Origin of the sequence: Azospirillum brasilense, from assembly GCF_022023855.1 — a bacterium.
GTDB classification, from domain to species: domain Bacteria; phylum Pseudomonadota; class Alphaproteobacteria; order Azospirillales; family Azospirillaceae; genus Azospirillum; species Azospirillum brasilense_F.
In genome coordinates, this window is sequence record NZ_CP059450.1 from 1,986,814 (window position 1) to 2,006,649 (window position 19,836).

The 19,836-nt window shown below is 69.2% G+C and carries 23 protein-coding genes; 8 read left to right on the top strand and 15 right to left on the bottom strand.

All coding sequences use genetic code 11. The annotated features are described in order from the left end of the window. Positions 1-221: 221 nt before the first annotated feature. On the top strand, positions 222-704 hold the full coding sequence (locus H1Q64_RS22435; protein WP_237905675.1) for a hypothetical protein: 483 nt from the start codon (positions 222-224) through the stop codon (positions 702-704). Positions 705-754: 50 nt separating this feature from the next. Here the strand turns inward: H1Q64_RS22435 and H1Q64_RS22440 are convergent, their stop codons facing one another. From H1Q64_RS22440 to argH, 4 genes are all read right to left on the bottom strand, one after another. Beyond that, positions 755-1,174 carry a bacteriohemerythrin gene (locus H1Q64_RS22440; RefSeq protein WP_237905676.1) on the bottom strand — a complete coding sequence of 140 codons (420 nt, stop codon included), beginning with the start codon at positions 1,172-1,174 and terminating at the stop codon, positions 755-757. Positions 1,175-1,264: 90 nt separating this feature from the next. Next, positions 1,265-2,530 carry a diaminopimelate decarboxylase gene (gene lysA / locus H1Q64_RS22445; protein ID WP_237905677.1) on the bottom strand — a complete coding sequence of 422 codons (1,266 nt, stop codon included), beginning with the start codon at positions 2,528-2,530 and terminating at the stop codon, positions 1,265-1,267. After that, the gene (locus H1Q64_RS22450) at positions 2,527-2,712 is read right to left on the bottom strand and encodes a hypothetical protein (protein ID WP_237905678.1); all 186 of its coding nucleotides are present in this window, start codon (positions 2,710-2,712) and stop codon (positions 2,527-2,529) included. The genes lysA and H1Q64_RS22450 overlap by 4 nt, the downstream gene beginning before the upstream one ends. Beyond that, on the bottom strand, positions 2,709-4,151 hold the full coding sequence (gene argH, locus H1Q64_RS22455; RefSeq protein ID WP_237905679.1) for an argininosuccinate lyase: 1,443 nt from the start codon (positions 4,149-4,151) through the stop codon (positions 2,709-2,711). The genes H1Q64_RS22450 and argH overlap by 4 nt, the downstream gene beginning before the upstream one ends. A 39-nt stretch (positions 4,152-4,190) precedes the next feature. Here argH and H1Q64_RS22460 point away from each other — a divergent pair, with 39 nt between their 5' ends. Together H1Q64_RS22460 and H1Q64_RS22465 are read left to right on the top strand one after the other, a co-directional pair. After that, positions 4,191-4,850 carry a TlpA family protein disulfide reductase gene (locus H1Q64_RS22460; RefSeq protein WP_237906499.1) on the top strand — a complete coding sequence of 220 codons (660 nt, stop codon included), beginning with the start codon at positions 4,191-4,193 and terminating at the stop codon, positions 4,848-4,850. A gap of 61 nt (positions 4,851-4,911) precedes the next feature. Then, positions 4,912-5,742 carry an alpha/beta hydrolase gene (locus tag H1Q64_RS22465; RefSeq protein ID WP_237905680.1) on the top strand — a complete coding sequence of 277 codons (831 nt, stop codon included), beginning with the start codon at positions 4,912-4,914 and terminating at the stop codon, positions 5,740-5,742. A gap of 2 nt (positions 5,743-5,744) precedes the next feature. Here H1Q64_RS22465 and H1Q64_RS22470 read toward each other — a convergent pair whose 3' ends face one another. The 6 genes from H1Q64_RS22470 to H1Q64_RS22495 all read right to left on the bottom strand — a co-directional run bounded on the left by H1Q64_RS22470 (position 5,745) and on the right by H1Q64_RS22495 (position 10,050). After that, positions 5,745-6,341, bottom strand: coding sequence for a DUF4142 domain-containing protein (locus H1Q64_RS22470; protein ID WP_237905681.1), 597 nt, complete (start codon positions 6,339-6,341; stop codon positions 5,745-5,747). Between the two features lie 155 nt (positions 6,342-6,496). After that, positions 6,497-7,375, bottom strand: a complete 879-nt coding sequence (locus tag H1Q64_RS22475) for a 3-hydroxybutyryl-CoA dehydrogenase (RefSeq protein ID WP_237905682.1) — start codon at positions 7,373-7,375, stop codon at positions 6,497-6,499. 54 nt (positions 7,376-7,429) lie between these two features. Continuing rightward, positions 7,430-8,368 (bottom strand): electron transfer flavoprotein subunit alpha/FixB family protein, encoded by a 939-nt coding sequence (locus tag H1Q64_RS22480; RefSeq protein WP_237905683.1) that lies wholly within the window; start codon positions 8,366-8,368, stop codon positions 7,430-7,432. A 1-nt stretch (position 8,369) separates the two neighbouring features. After that, complete coding sequence (locus H1Q64_RS22485; RefSeq protein WP_237905684.1) at positions 8,370-9,119, bottom strand: electron transfer flavoprotein subunit beta/FixA family protein; 750 nt, start codon at positions 9,117-9,119, stop codon at positions 8,370-8,372. A gap of 145 nt (positions 9,120-9,264) precedes the next feature. After that, positions 9,265-9,834, bottom strand: coding sequence for a cob(I)yrinic acid a,c-diamide adenosyltransferase (locus H1Q64_RS22490; RefSeq protein WP_237905685.1), 570 nt, complete (start codon positions 9,832-9,834; stop codon positions 9,265-9,267). Positions 9,835-9,855: 21 nt separating this feature from the next. Beyond that, positions 9,856-10,050: a twin transmembrane helix small protein gene (locus H1Q64_RS22495; protein ID WP_014197605.1), complete on the bottom strand. Its 195-nt coding sequence runs from the start codon at positions 10,048-10,050 to the stop codon at positions 9,856-9,858. Between the two features lie 143 nt (positions 10,051-10,193). Between H1Q64_RS22495 and H1Q64_RS22500 the strand changes: the two genes are divergently transcribed. Next, complete coding sequence (locus H1Q64_RS22500) at positions 10,194-11,642, top strand: GH1 family beta-glucosidase (protein ID WP_237905686.1); 1,449 nt, start codon at positions 10,194-10,196, stop codon at positions 11,640-11,642. Between the two features lie 46 nt (positions 11,643-11,688). After that, a complete protein-coding gene (locus tag H1Q64_RS22505) occupies positions 11,689-12,126 on the top strand; it encodes a hypothetical protein (RefSeq protein ID WP_237905687.1) in 438 nt (145 codons plus the stop codon). A gap of 7 nt (positions 12,127-12,133) precedes the next feature. Here H1Q64_RS22505 and H1Q64_RS22510 read toward each other — a convergent pair whose 3' ends face one another. After that, positions 12,134-12,394, bottom strand: coding sequence for a hypothetical protein (locus H1Q64_RS22510; protein WP_237905688.1), 261 nt, complete (start codon positions 12,392-12,394; stop codon positions 12,134-12,136). Between the two features lie 252 nt (positions 12,395-12,646). Here H1Q64_RS22510 and H1Q64_RS22515 point away from each other — a divergent pair, with 252 nt between their 5' ends. Next, positions 12,647-13,549, top strand: a complete 903-nt coding sequence (locus tag H1Q64_RS22515) for a peptidoglycan-binding domain-containing protein (protein ID WP_237905689.1) — start codon at positions 12,647-12,649, stop codon at positions 13,547-13,549. A gap of 12 nt (positions 13,550-13,561) precedes the next feature. Here the strand turns inward: H1Q64_RS22515 and H1Q64_RS22520 are convergent, their stop codons facing one another. Together H1Q64_RS22520 and H1Q64_RS22525 are read right to left on the bottom strand one after the other, a co-directional pair. Next, positions 13,562-13,804, bottom strand: a complete 243-nt coding sequence (locus H1Q64_RS22520; protein ID WP_237905690.1) for a DUF1178 family protein — start codon at positions 13,802-13,804, stop codon at positions 13,562-13,564. A gap of 107 nt (positions 13,805-13,911) precedes the next feature. Next, positions 13,912-14,604, bottom strand: coding sequence for an endonuclease III domain-containing protein (locus H1Q64_RS22525; protein WP_237905691.1), 693 nt, complete (start codon positions 14,602-14,604; stop codon positions 13,912-13,914). Positions 14,605-14,737: 133 nt separating this feature from the next. Between H1Q64_RS22525 and H1Q64_RS22530 the strand changes: the two genes are divergently transcribed. Further along, a complete protein-coding gene (locus tag H1Q64_RS22530) occupies positions 14,738-15,106 on the top strand; it encodes a carboxymuconolactone decarboxylase family protein (protein ID WP_237905692.1) in 369 nt (122 codons plus the stop codon). A 23-nt stretch (positions 15,107-15,129) separates the two neighbouring features. Here H1Q64_RS22530 and H1Q64_RS22535 read toward each other — a convergent pair whose 3' ends face one another. After that, entirely contained in the window at positions 15,130-16,536 is a 1,407-nt protein-coding gene (locus H1Q64_RS22535; protein WP_237905693.1) for a tetratricopeptide repeat protein, read from the bottom strand. A gap of 147 nt (positions 16,537-16,683) precedes the next feature. Between H1Q64_RS22535 and H1Q64_RS22540 the strand changes: the two genes are divergently transcribed. After that, on the top strand, positions 16,684-17,925 hold the full coding sequence (locus H1Q64_RS22540; protein ID WP_237905694.1) for an ABC transporter substrate-binding protein: 1,242 nt from the start codon (positions 16,684-16,686) through the stop codon (positions 17,923-17,925). Between the two features lie 62 nt (positions 17,926-17,987). On the opposite strand, the gene H1Q64_RS22545 is transcribed toward H1Q64_RS22540, so the two are convergent. Then, positions 17,988-19,793: a glycosyltransferase gene (locus H1Q64_RS22545; protein WP_237905695.1), complete on the bottom strand. Its 1,806-nt coding sequence runs from the start codon at positions 19,791-19,793 to the stop codon at positions 17,988-17,990. Positions 19,794-19,836 lie beyond the last annotated feature (43 nt).

A 19,836-nucleotide genomic window follows, 5' to 3' on the forward strand; every position in this document is an offset into this window, starting at 1 on the left:
AGGATATAGGCTCGGCTGCGCCGTCTGTCGCGGTCCGGCATGCCGGTTCCTTACCGAAACATCGGGCCATGTCCAAAATATGGCGGGCCGATGGATGGCACAGGGTGCGGCGCCCCTCTTATCTCAGGGCCGTCCGAATTCACGGCCGTGGACGGTGGGGCGTTTTCCAGAAGGCGAGGCGCATCGCGCCCGTCCAATGGAATCCGATCAGGAGCGGCCCAATGCCAAGCCCCAAGACTTTCTCGACCGCGAACGCCACCGGTGAACGATACACGCTCGACCCCGCCAAGCCCGGACATGTCTTTGTCTATCGGTTCGCCGACAAGGCCAAAGCGACCGACTGGAGGTCGCGCCGCCGGAACACTGTCGGCGGCGGCTTCGCCAAACCCAGCGATTCGGTGTTGAACGACTGGGCGCTCAAGCAAAGCTCGTACGGCAGCCAGTCGGAGAACTCGAACGACAACCCCTTCCTGTCCGTCGCCACGGATTACGAAGCCCTCTATGACCGGGCCGAGGGCTGGGTGAAGAAGATCCTCGAAACGGCGCCCGACCTGGGGGTTTTCTCGGTGCCTTACGACAAGCTCTATCGGCCGTCGCCGACCAAGCCGTTGTCGAAGGAGGAAACCGAGTGGCTGTACTATGACGGGGACGCCGAACTCGTGTCCTACCTGAAGACGTGGGCGGCCAATCCCTACAAGAAATAGACGGCGGCCGGTCCGGAGGTTCTGAGCGCCGGGCTTCCGCGGCCCGGCCCTCAGGCCGTCGGGGCCGCCGCGCCGGGATCCCCGCTCCGCCCGTCCAGCCATTCGCCGAACCACTTGTCCATGACCAGGATATGGCCGCACAGCCACATCTCGACGTAGCTCTGGAGGAACTGCACCTCTTCCGGATCGCGCGTCCCGGAGTCGGATTGCCGGCGGACGAAGTCGGCAAAGGTGTCGTGCATCGTCTTGTGCTTGGTGTAGTCGGGGTACCCGACCGCGCGCATCAGCCCTTCCTCGCGGCGGAAATGGTAGGCCGAGTAGTCGGCCAACTCGCGCAGGAAGCGGTTCGCGGACTCCCGTGTTTCCCCGGCGGCGATGGCCGCGCTGAACTGGTTGAACAGTTGGAACAGGCGCTGGTGGTCTCCATCCACAGCGCTCTGTCCGATGGCATAGGCCGCGTCCCACTCCATGATGTTCCCCGCCCGTTTCTCGAACGGGGAATCATACGCCTTATGGGTGGTTCTGTGCAGCGGTTATTGCATCCCGATAACCGTCGCGGATCAGTCCTTCAGCCAATCCGGCACGCGGTCCAGCGCCAGCAACTCCTCCACCGACACGCGCGGCCGGATGACCGAGAACTGGTCGCCGTTCACCAGAACCTCCGGGATCAGCGGGCGGGTGTTGTAGGTGGAGGACATGACCGCGCCATAGGCCCCCGCCGACAGGATGGCCACCAGCTCGTCGGGCGCCATGGCCGGCAGCGCGCGCTGGAGCGCGAAGGTGTCGCCGCTCTCGCAGACCGGACCGACGACGTCGTAGGGCTCGGTTGCGGCGCCCCTGGCGGGCTCGGTCACCGGGACGATGCCGTGATAGGCCTCGTAGAGTGTGGGACGGATCAGGTCGTTCATCGCCGCGTCGATGATGACGAAGCGGCGGTGCAGCCCCTGCTTCAGGTAGATCACCCGCGACACCAGGATGCCGGCGTTGCCGACCAGCGAGCGGCCCGGCTCCAGCGAGATGCGGCAGCCGAGGTTGCCGGTGATCGACTTCACCATGGCGGCGTAGTCGGCGATGTCCGGCGGCGCCTCGTGCTTGTAGACGATGCCCAGCCCGCCGCCGAGGTCGAGCCGGGTGATGTCGTGCCCGTCCTCGCGTAGGACGTGGAGCAGCGCCGCCACCCGCTCGTAAGCGGCGCGGAAGGGGGCGAGGTCGGTCAGCTGCGACCCGATGTGGACGGCGATGGCCACCGGCTTGATGCCCGGCAGCTTGGCGGCCTGGGCGTAGACCTCCCGCGCGTGGTCGTAATCGACGCCGAACTTGTTCTCCTTCTTGCCCGTCGCGATCTTCGCGTGGGTCTTGGCGTCCACGTCCGGGTTCACGCGGAAGGCGATGGGCGCGGTGACGCCCAGGCTGACCGCGACCTCCGACAGGGCCTCCACCTCCGGGATGGATTCCACGTTGATCTGGTGGATTCCGGCTTCCAGCGCGGCGCGCATCTCCTCGCGCGTCTTGCCGACGCCGGAGAAGATGATCTTGCCGGCCGGGATGCCGCCGGCCAGCGCGCGGCGCATCTCGCCGCCCGACACCACGTCGGCGCCGGCGCCCAGCCGGGCGAAGGCGCGGATGACCGCGAGGTTGGAGTTGGCCTTCACCGCGTAGCAGACGTCGGCGTCCTGCCCCGCGAAGGCCCCGGCGTAGGCGCTGTAATGCGCCTCCAGCGCCGCCGTGGAGTAGCAGTAGAAGGGGGTGCCGACCTCCGCCGCGATGGTGGACAGCGGCACGGATTCGGCGTGCATCACGCCGTTGCGGTAGGCGAAGGCGCTCATGGGAAGCGGGCTCCGGAGGACGGCTGACCGGGCTTGGGGTCGGTCTTCGGGTTCGGGTAGGGCTGCGGGAACTTGTCGGCTTCCTTGCCCTGCGGGGGATCGACGAAGCTCGGCTTCTTGCCGCAGCCGGCCAGCGTCAGCGCGACGGCAGCGGTCGCCAGGATCAGCAGCGGGCGCCTCACAGGAAACGCTCCCGCGCCGCCGCGACGGCCTCGCGCACGCGGACGGGGGAGGCGCCGCCGAAGCTGCGCCGGCTGTCCAGCGACGCCTCGATGCTCAGCGCCGGGAAGACGGCTTCGGTGATGCGCGGCTCGATGGCCTGCAACTCCTCCAGCGTCAGGGCGGTCAGCCCGACGCGCTTGTCCTCCGCCGCCTTCACGGCGCGCCCGGTGATGTGGTGCGCCTCGCGGAAGGGAATGTCCAGCTCCCGCACCAGCCAGTCGGCGAGGTCGGTGGCGTTGAGGAAGCCGCGGTCGGTCGCCTCGCGCAGCGCCGGCACGTTCGGCTGCATGTCGCGCACCATGCCTTCCATAGCGGCGATGCACAGCGCCAGCGTGTCGTCGGCCTCGAAGACCGGCTCCTTGTCCTCCTGCATGTCCTTGGAATAGGCCAGCGGCAGGCCCTTCATGGCGACCAGCAGGCTGTTCAGGCTGCCGATGACGCGTCCGGCCTTGGCGCGCACCAACTCCGCCGCGTCCGGGTTCTTCTTCTGCGGCATGATCGAGGAGCCGGTGGTGAAGGCGTCCGTCAGCTTGATGAAGCGGAACTGGGCCGAACACCACAGCACGATCTCCTCCGCGAAGCGGGAGAGGTGCATGCCGCAGATGCTGGCGGCGGCCAGATACTCCAGCGCGAAGTCGCGGTCGGACACGGCGTCCAGCGAATTGGCGGTTGGCCGGTCGAAGCCCAGCGCCTCCGCCGTCATGAAGCGGTCGATGGGGTAGGGCGTGCCGGCCAGCGCGGCGGAGCCGAGCGGGCACTCGTTCAGCCGCGCGCGGGCGTCGCGCAGGCGGCCGCGGTCGCGCCCGAACATCTCCACATAGGCCAGCAGATGGTGGCCGAAGCTGACCGGCTGGGCGGCCTGGAGGTGGGTGAAGCCCGGCATCACCGTGTCGGTGTGCTTTTCCGCCAGATCGATCAGCGCGGCTTGGAGCGCCTTCAGCCCCTGGTCGGCGCGGTCGAGCGCGTCGCGCACCCACAGCTTGAAGTCGGTCGCCACCTGATCGTTGCGCGACCGCCCGGTGTGAAGGCGCTTGGCCGGCTCGCCGATCAGCTCGGCCAGCCGGGCCTCCACGTTCATGTGGATGTCCTCCAGTTCCACCTTGAAGGTGAAGGCTCCGGAGTCGATCTCTTCCTTGACCCGGTCCAGCCCTTCGCGGATGGCATCGGCGTCGGCCTGGGTTATGATGCCCTGGCGCGCCAGCATGGCGGCGTGGGCCTTCGATCCGGCGATGTCCTGGTCGGCCAGCCGCTTGTCGAAGCCGATGGAGGCGTTGATCCTCTCCATGATGGCGGCGGGACCGCGGGCGAAGCGGCCGCCCCACATCTGGCTGGCGGCCGGGGCTGAGCCGTCTTGGGCGGCGCGGTCTTGAAGGTTCGGCTTGGGCTGTTCGGCGCTCATGGCGGACACAATACGGATGGGAGGACGGGAAGCGTGAGTATGCGGACTTTGGCGGCCACCGCAATCTTTTGTGTGACGCTGGGCGGTGCCGGGCTGTGGATGGCGCTGGCCGGGCCGTCGGCTCCACCGCCGCCCGCCGTGCTGACGCTGGACCAGCCGGCCAACCAGCCCTCCCCCGGGGTGACGGCGGTGGGTCTCGACAAGTTCCGCTACATGGAGCCGCTGACGCCGGTGCCGGAGCTGCCCTTCCTGGACGGGGAAGGGCGCCGGGTCGACCTGTCGGAGTTCAAGGACCGCTTGGTCCTGCTGAACCTGTGGGCGACATGGTGCGCGCCCTGCGTGAAGGAGATGCCGGCGCTCGACCGCCTCCAGGCGCAGTTGGGCGGGCCGGGCTTCCAGGTGGTGGCGCTGTCGGTGGACCGCGGCGGCAAGGATCAGGTGCAGCCCTTCTACCAGCGGACCGGCGTGAAGAACCTCGCCCTCTACCTCGACCCGTCGAGCGCCTCCATGCAGACTCTGAAGCTGCGCGGCCTGCCGACCACCCTGCTGGTCGACCAGGAGGGCCGCGAGCTTGGCCGCATCGAGGGCGCGGTGGAGTGGGATTCGCCGGAGGTCATCGCCTTCCTGCGCAAGCACATGGGCCACGGCGGCGGCCCGAACCGCGACAACCGCGGCGGTGTGGTAAAGACGGGCGGGTAAGACGTGGCCTTGTGAAATCGTGCGCCGTACGTCGGTCTCCTCCTCAGCCCACCGGAGCCGCATGAAAACTCTGGTCGCGATCCTGGCCTTGGGGGCGATGCTCTACGCCATCGTCCTGCTGCTGGCCTATGTTGCCCAGGACCGCTTGATCTTTCCGGCCATTCCGCTTGCACAGGCCCCGGATGAGGTCGGCGTGGGCGATATGGCGGTGGTGTCCGTGCACACCGGTGACGGGCTGGACCTGCTGGGCTGGTACAAGGCGCCGGCTGCGTCGGGGCGGCCGACGCTCCTGCTGTTCCACGGCAATGGCGAGACGGTGGCCTGGAACGGCCACATCGCCCGTGCGCTGATCGACGGCGGGTACGGTGTGTTCATGGCGGAGTACCGCGGCTATGGCGGGAATCCGGGAAAGCCGAGCGAGGCGGGCCTGTATGAGGACGGGCGGGCGGCCTTGGATTTCCTGGAGGCATCGGGCGCACGGGTGGTCCTGCACGGCTATTCGTTGGGCAGCGGTGTCGCCGTGCAGCTTGCGGCTGAACGGCGCGTCGAGGCGGTGATCCTTGCCGCCCCCTACACCAGCATCGCGGACATCGGTGGTGGACTGCTGCCATTTTTGCCGGTGCGCTTGATGCTCCGCCACTCGTTCGACAGCTTTTCAAAAATTGGTCAGGTGAAAGTCCCACTGCTGATTTACCATGGCACCCTTGACCGTGTGATACCGACAGACCACTCCAGGCATCTGTTCGAGGCTGCCAACGCTCCCAAGAGCTTCGTTGCGCTTGAGGGAGCTGGTCATGTCGGCCTGTGGGCTTCCGGTGGTGAAAAGGCGGTATTGTCGTTTTTGGAAACACTGCCGGCGATGGTCAGCGCAGGTGCCCATTTGGGAAGGTGACCTCATTGCGACGACCCCGACGTTCCCGGTGGGGCATCGCCCGGCGGCGCCTGGGTCTGCGGCGGGGACGGGCGGCGGGCCAGTTCGGCCATGATGTCACGCGCCTCCTCGAAATGGCTGTGCAGCATGGGCAGGGCGTCGCGGGCGAAGTCGCCGGTCTCGCCGCCGCGTTCGGCCTGCGCCTCGTACAGCTTGATGGCGCGGGCGTGGGTTTCCTCCTCCGCGGCCATGTAGCGGCGGTCGAAGGCGCCCTCGGGCGTGTCGCGCAGGCTGGACATGTGGGCGCGGGCGGACAGGCCCGGCTCGCGCGGGATGGGGATTCCGTGGCGCAGCGCCATGCCGGCCAAGCGGTCGGTCTTCAGCCCGTGATCGTCGGCCATACGGCGGGCGAAGCGGCGGACCGGCTCGGTTTCCGCCCGGTCCTGGGCCAGCTTGCCGAGCGCCTGTTCGGCCATGCCGTCGGCAAGCGCCTCGGCGATGAAATTGCGCTCCTGCCGGGACAGGGCAGATGGGGATGCCGGGACGGAACCCGGCGCCTGAGCCAGGGCCGGGGCGGACAGTCCGGCCACAAGGATCGCCGTCAGGAAGCCGCGCCGCATCGCCCCCGTCCTTTCCGCTGTTCGCCTTGGTCCCTTATGGGCCGTTCCCCTGCGGGACGAACAGAGCGCGAGCGCAGCGGTTCCGCAAATGCACGAAGCCCGCCGTGGTTTCCCGCGGCGGGCTTCGCAAAAAGCGTCCGTTCGGAGACGCCGCGTCAGCGGGTCGGGACCGGCGGATTCTTGGAGTAGTCGTAGAAGCCGCGGCCGACCTTGCGGCCGACCCAGCCGGCCTCGACATACTTCACCAGCAGCGGGCAGGGGCGGTACTTGCTGTCGGCCAGACCCTCGTAGAGGACCTGCATGACCGCCAGACAGGTGTCCAGACCGATGAAGTCCGCCAGCTCCAGCGGGCCCATCGGGTGGTTGGCGCCCAGCTTCAGCGCCGTGTCGATGGCCTGGACGCCGCCCACCCCCTCATAGAGGGTGTAGACCGCCTCGTTGATCATCGGCAGCAGGATGCGGTTGACGATGAAGGCCGGGAAGTCCTCGGCCACCGCCGCGGTCTTGCCGATGTTCGCCGTCAGCTCGCTGATCGCGTTGAAGGTCGCCTCGTCGGTCGCGATGCCGCGGATCAGCTCGACGAGCTGCATCACCGGCACCGGGTTCATGAAGTGCATGCCCATGAACTTGGACGGGCGGTCCGTCGAGGCCGCGAGGCGGGTGATCGAGATCGACGAGGTGTTCGTCGCGATCAGCGCCTCGGGCTTCAGGTTCGGGACCAGCTTCTTGAAGATCTCGCGCTTGAGCGCTTCGTTCTCCGTCGCGGCCTCGACCACGAGATCGGCGTCATGGAACACGGACAGGTCGGAACCGGTGGAGATGCGGGCGATGGCCGCCGTCTTGTCGGCCTCCGTCAGCTTCCCCTTCTGAACCTGACGGTCCATGTTCTTGGAGATGGCGGCCACCGACTTCTGCAGAATCTCCGGGCTGATGTCGGAGATGACGACCTCGTACCCCGCCTGCGCGCAGACGTGGGCGATGCCGCTGCCCATCTGGCCGGCACCGATGATGCCAATCTTCTTGATCGTGGACATATGAGCTTTCCCGCTTGTCTTTGGCCCGCTGGTCTTCCGAAGAGGACTGGCCGATTACGCCTTGCCCAGCTCGGCCGTCAGCTCCGGCACCGCCTTGAAGAGGTCGGCGACGAGGCCGTAGTCGGCGACCTGGAAGATCGGCGCCTCCTCGTCCTTGTTGATGGCGACGATGACCTTGCTGTCCTTCATGCCGGCGAGGTGCTGGATGGCACCGGAGATGCCGACGGCGATGTACAGCTCGGGCGCCACGATCTTTCCGGTCTGGCCGACCTGGTAGTCGTTCGGCACGAAGCCGGCGTCCACCGCGGCGCGGCTGGCGCCGACCGCCGCACCCAGCTTGTCGGCCAGCGCTTCCAGCAGCTTGAAGTTCTCGCCCGACTGCATGCCGCGCCCGCCCGACACGACGATCTTGGCCTGGGTCAGCTCCGGACGCTCCGACTTCGTCAGCTCCTGGCCGACGAACCTGGCCGAACCGGCGTCGCCCGTCCCGGCGATCGTCTCGACCGTGGCCGAGCCGCCCGTGGCGGCGGCCGCCTCGAAGGCGGTGGTGCGCACCGTGACGACCTTGATCGGGTCGGCGGACTTCACCGTGGCGATGGCGTTGCCGGCGTAGATCGGCCGCTCGAAGGTGTCGGGCGAGACCACCCCGGTGATGTCGGAGATCGCCGCGACGTCGAGCAGCGCGGCGACGCGCGGCAGCAGGTTCTTGCCCTCCGACGAGGCGGCGGCCAGCACATGGCCGTAGCCCTTGGCGAGATTGACGACCAGCGGGGAGACGTTCTCCGGCAGCGGGTGGGCGTAGGCCGCGTCGTCGGCCAGCAGCACCTTGGACACGCCGGCCACCTTGGCGGCGGCCTCGGCGACGGCCTGGGCGCCCTGGCCGGCGACCAGAATGTGGACTTCCCCACCGATCCTGGCGGCGGCGCTGACCGCGTTCAGCGTGGCGGCCTTCAGCGCGGCGTTGTCGTGTTCGGCGATGACGAGAATGGACATGTCAGATCACCCGCGCTTCGTTCTTCAGCTTGTCGACCAGGGCGGCCACGTCGGCGACCTTGACGCCGGCCTTGCGCTTGGCCGGCTCGGCGACCTTGAGCGTGGTCAGGCGCGGCGCCACGTCGACGCCCAGCGCGTCGGGCGCCAGCGTCTCGATGGGCTTCTTCTTGGCCTTCATGATGTTGGGCAGCGAGGCGTAGCGCGGCTCGTTGAGGCGCAGGTCGGCGGTGACGACCGCGGGCAGCGTCAGCTGCACCGTCTCCAGCCCGCCGTCGATCTCGCGGGTCACGGTGACCGCGCCCTCGCCCGGCACGACCTTGGAGGCGAAGGTGCCCTGCGGCCAGCCCAGCAAGGCGGCGAGCATCTGGCCGGTCTGGTTGCAGTCGTCGTCGATCGCCTGCTTGCCCAGGATGACCAGGGTCGGGCCTTCCTTGTCGACCAGCGCCTTGAGCACCTTGGCGACGGCCAGCGGCTGCGTCTCGGCGTCGGTCTGGACCAGGATGCCGCGGTCGGCGCCCATGGCGAGGCCGGTGCGCAGCGTCTCCTGGGCGGCCGTCGGGCCGACGGTGACCACGATGACCTCGGTCGCCTTGCCGGCTTCCTTGAGGCGGACGGCCTCCTCGACGGCGATCTCGTCGAAGGGGTTCATGCTCATCTTCACGTTGGCGGTCTCAACGCCGGAGCCGTCCGCCTTGACGCGGATCTTGACGTTGTAATCGACCACCCGCTTGACCGGGACGAGGACCTTCATATCCCACCCTTTTCTTGAATTATGCAGGCGCACCTTCGCCGCTGGCGCCGAATCGGGCAGCTTGTGACAGCGCTGCGACCATAGGAGTTGACGTTTTGGCTGTCAACGCCGCCTACGCCGCAAGCGCGAAGGAGGCGGAATTGCATCAACGGTTTGCGCCCGGAACCCACAGCACGTCGGCCGCTCCGTTCGCGTTCAGTTTCCGGCTCAGCACGAACAGGTGGTCGGACAGGCGGTTGGCGTATTTCACCGCCGCCGGGTTGACCGGCTCCACCTCCGCCAGTTCGGTCATCAGCCGCTCGGCGCGGCGCACCACGGTGCGGGCCAGATGCAGATGCGCCGCCGCCGGCGAGCCGCCAGGCAGGATGAAGGAGGTGAGCGGGGCAAGGTCGGCGTTCATCGCGTCGATCTCCGTCTCCAGCCGGTCCACCTGCGACTCCAGGATGCGCAGCGGCGGGTAGGCCGGGTCCTCCGCCTCCGGCGTGCAGAGGTCGGCACCCAGGTCGAACAGGTCGTTCTGGATTCGCGACAGCATGGCGTCGGTCTCCGGCAGGCCCGCAGTGTGGAGGCGAACCAGCCCGAGGACGGCGTTCGCCTCGTCCACCGTGCCGTAGGCGGCGACGCGCGGGTCGTGCTTGGGCACGCGGCGCCCGTCGCCGAGCGAGGTCTGGCCGCGGTCCCCGCCGCGGGTGTAGATGCGGGTCAGCTTGACCATGATTCCTGTGGATGTCCTCAATCAGCCGTGGGTCAGGATGGCGAGCAGGAACAGCACCAGCGCCACCCCCTGGAGCGCCACGCGCATCCGCATCGCCCGGTTCGATTTGCGCGAATCGCCCTGTCCGCCGCGCGCCATGAAAAACAGCCCGGAGAACAGCGACGCCACGACGAGGCCGAGCGCCACGATCAGCAGAAACATGACGAGTCCGTTCATGGCGCCATCATACCCCACGGTCCAGGTTACGCCTACACCGGCCAAACCGGTTACACAGGCACTCCGATGCGAGGCGCCTGTTGCGCTGACGCCCGGTCTTCTTACATTGTCGCGGACGACCCGGACGGCGAGAGGAATTCGGTATGCGGCGGCGGAGTTTCCTGAAGGCGGCGGCGGCCACCAGCCTGGCGGCCTCGGCCGGGGCCTTTCTGGCCACGCGCCGCGCCGCGGTGGCCCAGCCGTCGGAAGTGCTGGCCGCCTTCCCCGACCGGTTTGTCTGGGGCGCCTCGACCTCTTCCTACCAGATCGAGGGGGCGGTCACCGCCGGCGGGCGCGGCCCCAGCGTGTGGGACAGCTTCAGCCATTCCTTCGGTAAGGTGGCGAACGGCGACACCGGCGACGTGGCCTGCGACCATTACAACCGCTACGCCGAAGACGTGGACCTGATGGCGAAGGCGGGGATGAACGCCTACCGCTTCTCCGTCGCCTGGCCGCGCGTCCAGCCGACCGGCACCGGCCCGGCCAACGCCGAGGGTCTGGACTTCTACGACCGGCTGACCGACGCGCTGCTGGCCAAGGGCATCGCGCCCTGGCCCTGCCTGTACCATTGGGACCTGCCCCAGGCGCTTCAGGACCGCGGTGGCTGGACGAACCGGGACATCGCCGGCTGGTTCACCGACTACGCCCAGCTCGTCGCCACGCGGATCGGCGACCGGGCCAAGCACTGGACCATGCTGAACGAGCCGTCCGTCCACGCCATCTTCGGCCACGGGCTGGGCGGGCACGCGCCGGGGATGACCGGCAAGGACAACTATTTCAAGGCGATCCACCACCAGAACCTTGCCCAGGGCATGGCGCTGAAGGCGCTGCGCGCCGCGGGCGGGGCCAAGGGCTGGCAGCTCGGCACCGTCCTGTCGCTCCAGCCGGTCTGGCCGGTCGGCGGGCTGGACGCCAATTACGCGGCCTCGCTGATGTGGGACGCGGTGTGGAACCGCGCCTGCCTCGACCCGCTGCTGCGCGGCGAGTATCCGGAGCTGCTGCGCGACGGCTTCGCCCCGCTGGTCAAGGCCGGCGACCTGGAGGCGATCCGCCAGCCCATCGACTTCCTGGGAATCAACTACTACAGCCGGATGCACCAGCAGCCGGACCCGGCGGGCCTGTTCGGCACCGGCTACGGCTCCCCGCCGGAGGGCACGCCGACGACCGGGATGGGCTGGCCGGTGGAGCCCGACGGCATCGCCGAGATCCTGATCGAGCTGAAGCAGGAGTACGGCAACCCGCCGGTCTACGTGATGGAGAACGGGGCGGCTTATCCCGACCAGACCGGGCCGAAGGGCTTCGTTCAGGACAACGACCGCATCAGCTACCTGCGCCGCCATATCCTGGCCGGTCATCAGGCGTTGGAGGAGGGGGTCGACCTGCGGGGCTGGTTCGTGTGGAGCCTGCTGGACAATTTCGAGTGGGCGGAGGGGTACCAGCGCCGCTTCGGCCTGATCGAGGTGGACCGCCAGACCCTGGAGCGCCGCCCCAAGGCCAGCTACCACTGGTACGCCGACGTGATCCGCAGGAAGGGCGTTCCGACCTCGGCTTAAGAGGCCCGGCGTAAGGGACCCGGCGTAAGAGGATGAGGTTGCGATCATGGCGCCTGTCGCCGCCGGCCAGCCGACGCGCTTCGCCATCCAGAAGGCGCGCGGCAAGGGCTGGAAGACGCTGGAAATCGGGGAGGATCTCGACCACGCCCGCGCCCGCTTCAACCTGATGGTGCGGGTGAACCCGCGCGCCTATTTCCGCCTGATCCAGCTCGATCACAACGCCGGGGCCGGCGGCGACGGAATCGAGTTCAACTGGAAGCTCATCGAACTGCACGACCCGAACCAGGGGGGAGCGGCCGGGACGGGCCGGCAAGCCGTTCCGGCGAGGACGGCGCCCCGTTCCGCCAAGGCCAGGGCCGCGGCCAAGGGGGCGCAACGGGGGGAGAAGGTCCCGCTGCCCCTGAAGTTCTACGCCGCGGTGGTGCTGGCCGGGCTGCTGATCGGCGGGGTGATGTATCTGCGCTACGGACTGCCGGGGCCGTGACGAGGGCTCAATCGTCCGCCGTGTAGCCCTTGCGCCGCATGCACAGGGCAAAGATTTCCTTGCGGTAGCGGAATTGCGGCGTTTCCGGCAGCGGGCGGTAGGGATAGCCGCGCAAGCGCATGGTGTTGTCCACCTGCTCGATGCATTCATCATAGGCGGCGGTCGCCGTGGTCTCCGTTGCCGTCCACTCCCGGTAGGCCGGGGTGCTGCCGCAAGCCGCCAGCATCAGCGTGCCGCCCGCCAGGATCGCTTGTCTCAAGGTCGCCATGCCATGGCCTCCCGCAAAGCGCCCCGCAAGGCGCCATGTGTGGATCTATACCACGTTTTTGCGCGCGCATCGGTTAACGGATGGGGAATGGGCCGGCCTTCCGGGGGCGTCAAGGGGGAGGGGACCTGATGCCGCCGCAACGCAGGCGCACAAAAATCGCGCCCGGAAATCCGCCGCAATCTGGTAACACGATCGCGCATCCACGATAGTGGACGGGCGATGGTCGGTTGGCGTTTCGGACGGAGGATGGTCATGACGGGTGGTTCGCGCCGCGCGGTCGCGTTGGCTGTGGTGGTGCCGGTTCTGGCGGCGGGTCTGCTGGCGGGCGCTCCGGTCCGGGCGCAATCGACGGCGGACATCCAATGGGCCCAGACCATCCTGAAGGACAAGGGCTACAACATCGGCGGGCGGGCCAACGGCCAGATGTACGCCGAGACGAAGGCGGCGCTCGGCAAGTATCAGGCCGCCCACGGACTGCCGGTGACCAACCAGCTCGACAAGGCGACCATCGCCAAGATGATGGGCGAGCGGGAGGGCAAGGCCCCCGCGACGGTTGGGAACCTCGCCCAGCAGAAGGTCGGCGGCGGCGGTCCCGGTCAGGCGCCGCGCGAGCCGCAGCGCGAGGTGGTTCCCCGCGCCGCTCCCACCCAGCGGATCGACAGCGGGACGGGCAGCGTCGGCGGCGGCGCGCAGTTCAGCGCCGGCCCGCCCGTGACCAGCAGCGGTTCGTCGTCGGGGGGGCCGTCCGGCGCTCCCGCTTCGTCGGTCCCCGCCACCTCCGCCACGGCCTCTTCACAGGGGCATGGACAGGGGCCAGTGCCGCAAGCCGCGCCGCGGGCCAGCGTCACCGCGACCACACCGTCCGGTCAGTCGGTGCCGGTGGTCGAGGCGGCGCCGGACAGCGGATCGATGCTGCCGGGCTGGGCCGCCAACGGCGCCCGCTACGGGGTGATGGGGGTGATCGGGGCGACGGTGCTCGGCATCGGCTTCGCGTGGTGGCGCAGCGGGCGCGCCAACGCCTCGCGGCCGGCGCCGCGCAACGACGGCCCGCGCGACCATCGCCGCGAGCCGAGCTTCGGCAGCGGCCGCCGCCGGGAGGAGCTGACCACCGGTGCCCTGCCGCCGCTCAGCAGCGGTGGGCGCGGCCGGCGGTAGGACACCGTCTTCTCAGGCCATCGGCGACATCGGGCACATGGCATTGCCGCATCCGGACGGGTTGCAGGCGGGCATCGGTGCGGGCGACGGCTTGGACGCGCCGACGCGCGGCGCCATGATCGCCTTCGACACCTCGGTCCCGCGGCAGGACGGGCAGGACAGGCCATCGGCCTTGCGGGTGTCGTAATCGGCCATGTTCTTGAACCACTGTTCGAATTCGTGGCCGCAGGCGCAGCGCAGGGCGTACAGGATCATCGGCGGTCTTCCTTGGATCGTCCTCGGGCGGGTCTGTTGCCGGACAGAAGGACGGAATCCCGCGAAGCGGCGCGATGATCTGCATCAAAGCCGCGGCCGGCGGCTCCTCAGCGATGGGTCGTCACCCCCACCTGCCGGCACATGGACAGCATGGCGCAGGTCGAGCAGCGCGGGCGGTCGCCGGTGCAGATCCACTTGCCGAAGGGCACCAGCCGCTCGTTGATCTCCACCCAGTAATGGCGGGGCAACAGCTCCATCAGCGCGACCATGGTGCGCTCCGGCGTCGGTGCGGCGACGAAGCCCCAGCGGTTGACGATGCGGTGCACGTGCACGTCCACCGCCACCGCCGGAATGCCGAACCCGACCGCCAGGGTCAGCGCGGCGATCTTCGGGCCGACGCCGTGGAAGGCCATCAGGGCGTCCGGCGTGTCGGGAACCTCGCCGTCGTGCTCCGTGATGATGCGGCGGGACAGCGCCCGGATGTCGCGGGCCTTCGGCTCGGGGAAGGTCGCGCCATCGAGCAGGCGGATCAGCTCTTCCGGCGTCAGGGCGACCATCTGTTGCGGCGTGCGCGCCACCGCGAAAAGCCGCTCGCACACCACGATGGTCGTCTCGTCGCGCGTCCGCGCGGAGATCAGGCTGCCGACCAGCTGCTCGAAGGGGCTGCCGTAGCCGCGGTCGCGCAGCGCGAACATCGCGGCCTTCGGGCGTCCGGCCACGGCTTGGCGCAGGCGCCGGAACGCCTCGTCGATGTCGAAGGGTTCCTTGTCGGCGAGAGGGGGCGCGGAGCGCAGAGGCATGGTCGGTCGCTGGCATGGTGAAGGGAGCCACACCGAAACAGCGGGCAGGGCAGGGTTGCTCCCCATTTCCCTTTGCGGCACAACGTGATTTCTATACATTAGAAGTTTCTAAATTAGAAAGGGAGTTGGGGCCATGGTGAAGGACTGGCCGCAGATGGCGAAGGACATGTCCGGCGCGGTGCGGGAGCTGCGCGGCGGCGCCCCGGAGGTGATGAAGGGCTTCTCGGCCATTGCCAGGGCAGCGCTGGAGGCCAAGGCGCTGGACACCAAGACGAAGGAGCTGATCGCGCTGGCCATCGGGGTGGCGACGCGCTGCGACGCCTGCGTCGCCTTCCACGCCCAGGCCGCCGTCCAGCAGGGCGCCAGCCGGGAGGAGGTAATGGAGACGCTGGGCATGGCGATCTACATGGGCGCCGGCCCGTCGGTGATGTACGCCGCCATGGCGACGGAGGCGTTCGACCAGTTCGCCTGGGATCGATTGGACGAAGACAAGGCCGGCTGACCCCGGCGTCCCGCTGGCCGCCCCTATCCGGCGCTGGAGAACAGCGGGCGGCGCAGGCGGCCGGCGGCGATCTCGGCGCGCAGCGCGTCGGCGTCCATGGCCTGGATGCGCTCCAACTCCGCCTTGTTGGCGTCGATGAAGGGGTTGCGATCGGTGGAGTTCTCGGGCCGCGCGTGCTCCAGATGGTAGAGCGGCCCGGGCACCCGCTCGACCCGCAGGCCCAGGCGGCGCAGCCGCACCACGATCTCGTCGTCCTCATAGCCCCAGGAGACGAAGCGTTCGTTGTAGCCTCCGGCCGCCAGCAGCGCCGCCTGGTCGAAGAAGGCGCCACCGCCCGGCGAATCGCGGTGCATCAGCGGGAAGCGCGGGCAGACCGCGTTCAACGGCGCGGCCGATAGCGTATGGCCAAAACGGTGGACCTCCCGCCCCAGAATCCAGAAGAACAGCCCGTTGTAGGGAAAGGCCATGGCTGCCCCGCCGCGCACCGCGTCGCGGGCCAGCGCGTATTGCACGGGATCGACCACGACGTCGGTGTCGTGCAGGGCGACGATGGGGGTGTCCGCCGCCTCGACCATGCGGTTGAGGAGGTGGGCCTTGTGGGTGAAGGGCGTGTCGTTGCCGGTCAGATGCAGATGCCGGCAGCGGGCGGCCAGCTCCGGCCCCAGCGCGTCGGCGACATCGCTCGGCCCGGCCTTGTCCTCGCCGATCAGGACGGTGGTATCGGCGTGCTTGAGGAGGAAGGAGACGATCCAGCGCAGGTTGCGCTTGCGGTCGGCGCTGTCGGCGCGGAAGGGGACCAGGACGGTGACGTCGCGCAGGTCCAGGCGCCCGTCCGGCCCGGCCCCGTCGAGGATCGCCCGGCGGGCGCGGTAGGCAGCGGCCTGCGCGGCCAGCCGCTCCCGCGCCCCTTCGTCCCGCGGGTCGATGGCAAGCGCCATCTCGTAGAAGGACACCGCGGCGCCGGGGCGGCCGAGATCGGCCTCGATGTCGCCCTTCTGCCGCCAGCCGGGAACGAAGTGCGGATGGCGGGCCAGCAGCGCGTCCAGCACCTCCAGCGCCTCCCCGATGCGGCCGATGGCCTGCAGGGCCTCGCTCAAGTGATACTCGGCGTCCGGAAAGTCGGGGCGCAGCGCCAGCGCCCGGCGGTAGGCGGCGATCGCCTCCTCCGTCCGCCAGGCGACGTGGAGCAGGGCGCCGAGATTGAAGTGCGCGTCGGCGTCCCCGCCGTCCCGCTCCACCGAACGTGCGATCATCGCCATGCCGCGCTCCCGGTCGCCGCCCAGCGCGGCGAGCAGGCCCAGCCGGTGCAGCGCGTCCGGGTTGTCGGGATCGGCGTCCAGGATTCGCCCGTACAGGTCCATCGCCTCGGCCTGCCGCCCGGCCTTCAGATGGTCGAGCGCGATGCCGAGCGCCTCCTTGATGGTCGCCATTGGGTGGGGTCCGTTTCGTCCGTATGTCGCCTTCCGGTGGATTCCACTTTGACACAAAGGCAATTGCGGGGAAATCATCCGCTCCGGGACCACGCCTCAGGGAAACACCCGATAATGAACGATCATCGCATCAGCAAGAATGGGTCCATGGGAGGACTCACCCGCCGTCAGCTCGGCACCGCCGCGGCCTCGGTCGCCCTCTCGGCCGGCGCGCTGGCCGCCTTCGGCCGGGCGCCGGCCTTCGCGCAGGGCGCCGCGCTGAAGGTGGGCGTGCTGCTGCCCCGCTCCGGCCTGCTCGCCCAGGCGGGCCAGGCCTGCCAGCGCGGCGCCGAGATCGCGCCGGCCATCCTCGGCGAACTCGGCTACAAGGTCGAGATCCTGTCCGCCGACACCGAATCGAACGTGGACGTCGCCCGCTCGCGCGCCGAGAAGCTGATCAACGACGGCGCCAACGTCATCGTCGGCGCCTTCGACAGCGGCCAGACCGCGGCGGCGGCGCAGGTCTGCGAGCAGCGCGGCGTCCCGCTGGTGATGAACATCGCCGCCGCCGACCGCCTGACCGAGCAGGGCTACAAGACCGTCTTCCGCAACTTCCCGACCTCCACCATGCTCGTCACCAACGGGCTGGCGCTGATGAAGGACCTGTTCGCGGTCAGCGGCGTCACCCCGAAGACGGCGGTGTTCCTGCACGCCAACGACACCTTCGGCATGGCGAACAAGCAGGCGATGGACGCCCTGTTCCCGAAGCTGGACATGCCCTTCGGCATCGTCGACAGCATCTCCTACGACCCCAAGGCCCAGGACCTCGCGGTCGAGGTGGCCAAGGCCAAGGCGACCGGCGCCGAACTCGCCATCGTCACCACCCGCGCCAACGACGCCATCATGCTGGTGCGCGAGATGGTCAAGCAGCGGTGGGAGCCCAAGGGCATCGTCTCCCCCGGCTCGCCCGGCCTGTACGACGAGCAGTTCTACAAGGTGCTGGGCAAGTACGCCGACTACGCCATCACCAACCTGCCCTGGTACGATCCCAAGGCGGAGCTGACCAAGCGCGTCGAGGCGGCCTTCAAGAAGCAGTATCCGAACGACCGCTTCGAGGGCTACGCCTTCAACGTCGCCTTCACGCTGGAAGCGATCCTAGTTGCCGCCGACGCCTTCAAGCGCGCCGGCACCGCGGAGCCGGCCACCCTGCTGGAGGCGCTGCGCCAGACCAACCTGAAGGACAAGATGATGGTCGGCCCGGCCATCACCTTCGACGAGAAGGGGCAGAACACGCAGCTCGTCTCCGCCTGCCTGCAGAACCGCAACCTGCGCCCGACCGTGGTCCTGCCCAAGGGCTCGGCGGAGATGGACCCGGTGTTCCCGATGCCGGGCTGGGGCAAGCGCGCCTGATCGAGAGAGCGTGAGGCGGGAGGGGACGCGGTCACAAGGGGCCGCGTCTCCTCCCTTTGCCGTTATGCCGTCTGGGCTTCGAGCCCGTATGCCAGCAGCCTTTCCACCGACGCGCGGCGGTCGCCGGCCGCGGCGAACCGGGCGCGGGCCTCGGCGGACTGCCGGTCGCGGAAGGCCGCGTCGCTCGCCAGGGCGGCGGCGCGCTCCAGGAAGGCCGCCTCGTCGGCCACCGTGAAGGCCGGTCCGGCCACGGTCGCCACGTCGCCCGCCGCGATGGTCACCACCGGAACCCCGTCGGCCAGCGCGAAGGCCGCGCTGCCGCCACCGCCCTGACGGCGCGGGTTCAGATAGGCGGTGGCGAGGCGGTGCAGCGCCCGCACATCCTCGACGTCGCCCAGCGTGTGGACGCGGTCCGCGTTGCGCAGGGCGGCGATCCGCTGCGGCAGCGATTCCACGCCGCCGGCGACGGCGATGCGGGCCTCCGGCAGGCGGTCGAGCAGCGAATCGACCAGCGCCAGGAACTCCGGCCCGGCCTCCTGGTCCAGGCGGTTGCCGACCACGAGGAACAGCGGTCCGCCATCCGGCCCGGCTTCGGGAAGGCCGAAATCGGTGCGGCTGCGCTCCGGCCCGGTGGGCGGCAGGGTCCAGCCGAAGGAGAAGGGGCGGAAACGCTCCGCCATGTCCGCCGGCCAGCCCTGGGTGGTGTCGGCCTCGCCATAGCCCAGGACCAGCCGCGCCATGGACAGCGGCAGGCCGGAGGAGGTCGGGAGGCAGATGACCGGGCGCGCGCCGGAGAACAGGTCGGCCACAACGTTGGACCCGCCGAAGGCGACGATGACGTCGGGGTCGAAGCCGTCCACGTAGTCGACGATGGCGTTCACCTTCTCCTCGTCGAAGCGCTTCTGCGGGAAGGACATCATGCGGACCCTCGCGCCGAAGGCGGCGATAACCTGCTCTCCGTCATACTCCTCGGTGATGTTGTAGGCGTATTCAGGGACGAAGCCGTTCTCGCCGGTGATCGCCATGGCGTTCGGGTTGATGATGACCACCTCGCGCCCGAACTCGTCCTGCAGGCGGCGGGCGAAGTCGAAGGCGTCCGCGGTGGGCTGGTGTCCGGCGCCGAGCATCTGGTTGGTGATCAGGGCGATCCGCCTGACCTCTCCGCGCGGCGTGGCGCGCTTCATGCGGCGGCGCAGGTGGAAACGCAGCGCCGTCTCGTCCACCATCAGGCGGTAGTAGTCGGTGAGGTTCCCGGTGTGGAAGGCGCCGGCATCGCCGGACCGCGCCGCGCCCTGGAAGAGCTGCATCGCCATGCCCCAGAAGGCGTAATGGATCGACGGCACGGTGAAGCGCATCGGGTCTTCCAGGACGGCGTCCGTCAGCGCCGCGTAATGGGCGACGTCGCCGTCGAGCAGGAACAGCAGCGAATGGCGGCGCATCACGTCGCCCATGGCGTAGGCCGCGTCGACCTCGGCGGCTGCGGCGCTGCGGGTCTCGTCGTCGTAGCGGCGGATCAGCCCGGCCAGCGCGCTGACGTTGCCCCAGCCTTCGCCCTCGTTGGTCAGCAGGGTCAGGGCGCGGGCGAAGCTCAACGCCGCATCGCGGGTCTGGCCGGTGGCGTGCAGGGCGTGGCCGAGATTGGCGTGCAGCAGGGGCGAGGTCGGGTCACCGGCCACCGCCTGTCCGATCAGGTCCACCGCCTCCGCCGGACGCCCGCCTTGCAGCCCGATGACGCCGAGCAGGTGCAGCGCGTCAGGATGGCCGGGCGACGCCGCCAGCACCTCGCGGTACAGGCGTTCCGCCTCCGTGGTGCGGCCGGCGCGATGGTGTTCGGTCGCAACGGCCAGCGTCTGTTCGATGGTGTCCATGGTCGGCGTTCCTGCTGCTTGGTCCCTGACGGCATGTTTACGC

Excerpts from the sequence above, each read along its gene's own strand:
- H1Q64_RS22495 (WP_014197605.1), bottom strand. The coding sequence starts at position 10,050 with ATGAACGGACTCGTCATGTTTCTGCTGATCGTGGCGCTCGGCCTCGTC.
- H1Q64_RS22485 (WP_237905684.1), bottom strand. The coding sequence starts at position 9,119 with ATGAAGGTCCTCGTCCCGGTCAAGCGGGTGGTCGATTACAACGTCAAG.
- H1Q64_RS22500 (WP_237905686.1), top strand. The coding sequence starts at position 10,194 with ATGCGGCGGCGGAGTTTCCTGAAGGCGGCGGCGGCCACCAGCCTGGCG.
- H1Q64_RS22535 (WP_237905693.1), bottom strand. The coding sequence starts at position 16,536 with ATGGCGACCATCAAGGAGGCGCTCGGCATCGCGCTCGACCATCTGAAG.
- argH (WP_237905679.1), bottom strand. The coding sequence starts at position 4,151 with ATGAGCGCCGAACAGCCCAAGCCGAACCTTCAAGACCGCGCCGCCCAA.
- H1Q64_RS22530 (WP_237905692.1), top strand. The coding sequence starts at position 14,738 with ATGGTGAAGGACTGGCCGCAGATGGCGAAGGACATGTCCGGCGCGGTG.
- H1Q64_RS22515 (WP_237905689.1), top strand. The coding sequence starts at position 12,647 with ATGACGGGTGGTTCGCGCCGCGCGGTCGCGTTGGCTGTGGTGGTGCCG.
- H1Q64_RS22540 (WP_237905694.1), top strand. The coding sequence starts at position 16,684 with ATGGGAGGACTCACCCGCCGTCAGCTCGGCACCGCCGCGGCCTCGGTC.
- H1Q64_RS22525 (WP_237905691.1), bottom strand. The coding sequence starts at position 14,604 with ATGCCTCTGCGCTCCGCGCCCCCTCTCGCCGACAAGGAACCCTTCGAC.
- H1Q64_RS22490 (WP_237905685.1), bottom strand. The coding sequence starts at position 9,834 with ATGGTCAAGCTGACCCGCATCTACACCCGCGGCGGGGACCGCGGCCAG.
- H1Q64_RS22465 (WP_237905680.1), top strand. The coding sequence starts at position 4,912 with ATGAAAACTCTGGTCGCGATCCTGGCCTTGGGGGCGATGCTCTACGCC.
- H1Q64_RS22510 (WP_237905688.1), bottom strand. The coding sequence starts at position 12,394 with ATGGCGACCTTGAGACAAGCGATCCTGGCGGGCGGCACGCTGATGCTG.
- H1Q64_RS22545 (WP_237905695.1), bottom strand. The coding sequence starts at position 19,793 with ATGGACACCATCGAACAGACGCTGGCCGTTGCGACCGAACACCATCGC.
- H1Q64_RS22475 (WP_237905682.1), bottom strand. The coding sequence starts at position 7,375 with ATGTCCACGATCAAGAAGATTGGCATCATCGGTGCCGGCCAGATGGGC.
- H1Q64_RS22435 (WP_237905675.1), top strand. The coding sequence starts at position 222 with ATGCCAAGCCCCAAGACTTTCTCGACCGCGAACGCCACCGGTGAACGA.
- H1Q64_RS22440 (WP_237905676.1), bottom strand. The coding sequence starts at position 1,174 with ATGGAGTGGGACGCGGCCTATGCCATCGGACAGAGCGCTGTGGATGGA.
- H1Q64_RS22505 (WP_237905687.1), top strand. The coding sequence starts at position 11,689 with ATGGCGCCTGTCGCCGCCGGCCAGCCGACGCGCTTCGCCATCCAGAAG.
- H1Q64_RS22470 (WP_237905681.1), bottom strand. The coding sequence starts at position 6,341 with ATGCGGCGCGGCTTCCTGACGGCGATCCTTGTGGCCGGACTGTCCGCC.
- lysA (WP_237905677.1), bottom strand. The coding sequence starts at position 2,530 with ATGAGCGCCTTCGCCTACCGCAACGGCGTGATGCACGCCGAATCCGTG.
- H1Q64_RS22520 (WP_237905690.1), bottom strand. The coding sequence starts at position 13,804 with ATGATCCTGTACGCCCTGCGCTGCGCCTGCGGCCACGAATTCGAACAG.
- H1Q64_RS22460 (WP_237906499.1), top strand. The coding sequence starts at position 4,191 with ATGCGGACTTTGGCGGCCACCGCAATCTTTTGTGTGACGCTGGGCGGT.
- H1Q64_RS22480 (WP_237905683.1), bottom strand. The coding sequence starts at position 8,368 with ATGTCCATTCTCGTCATCGCCGAACACGACAACGCCGCGCTGAAGGCC.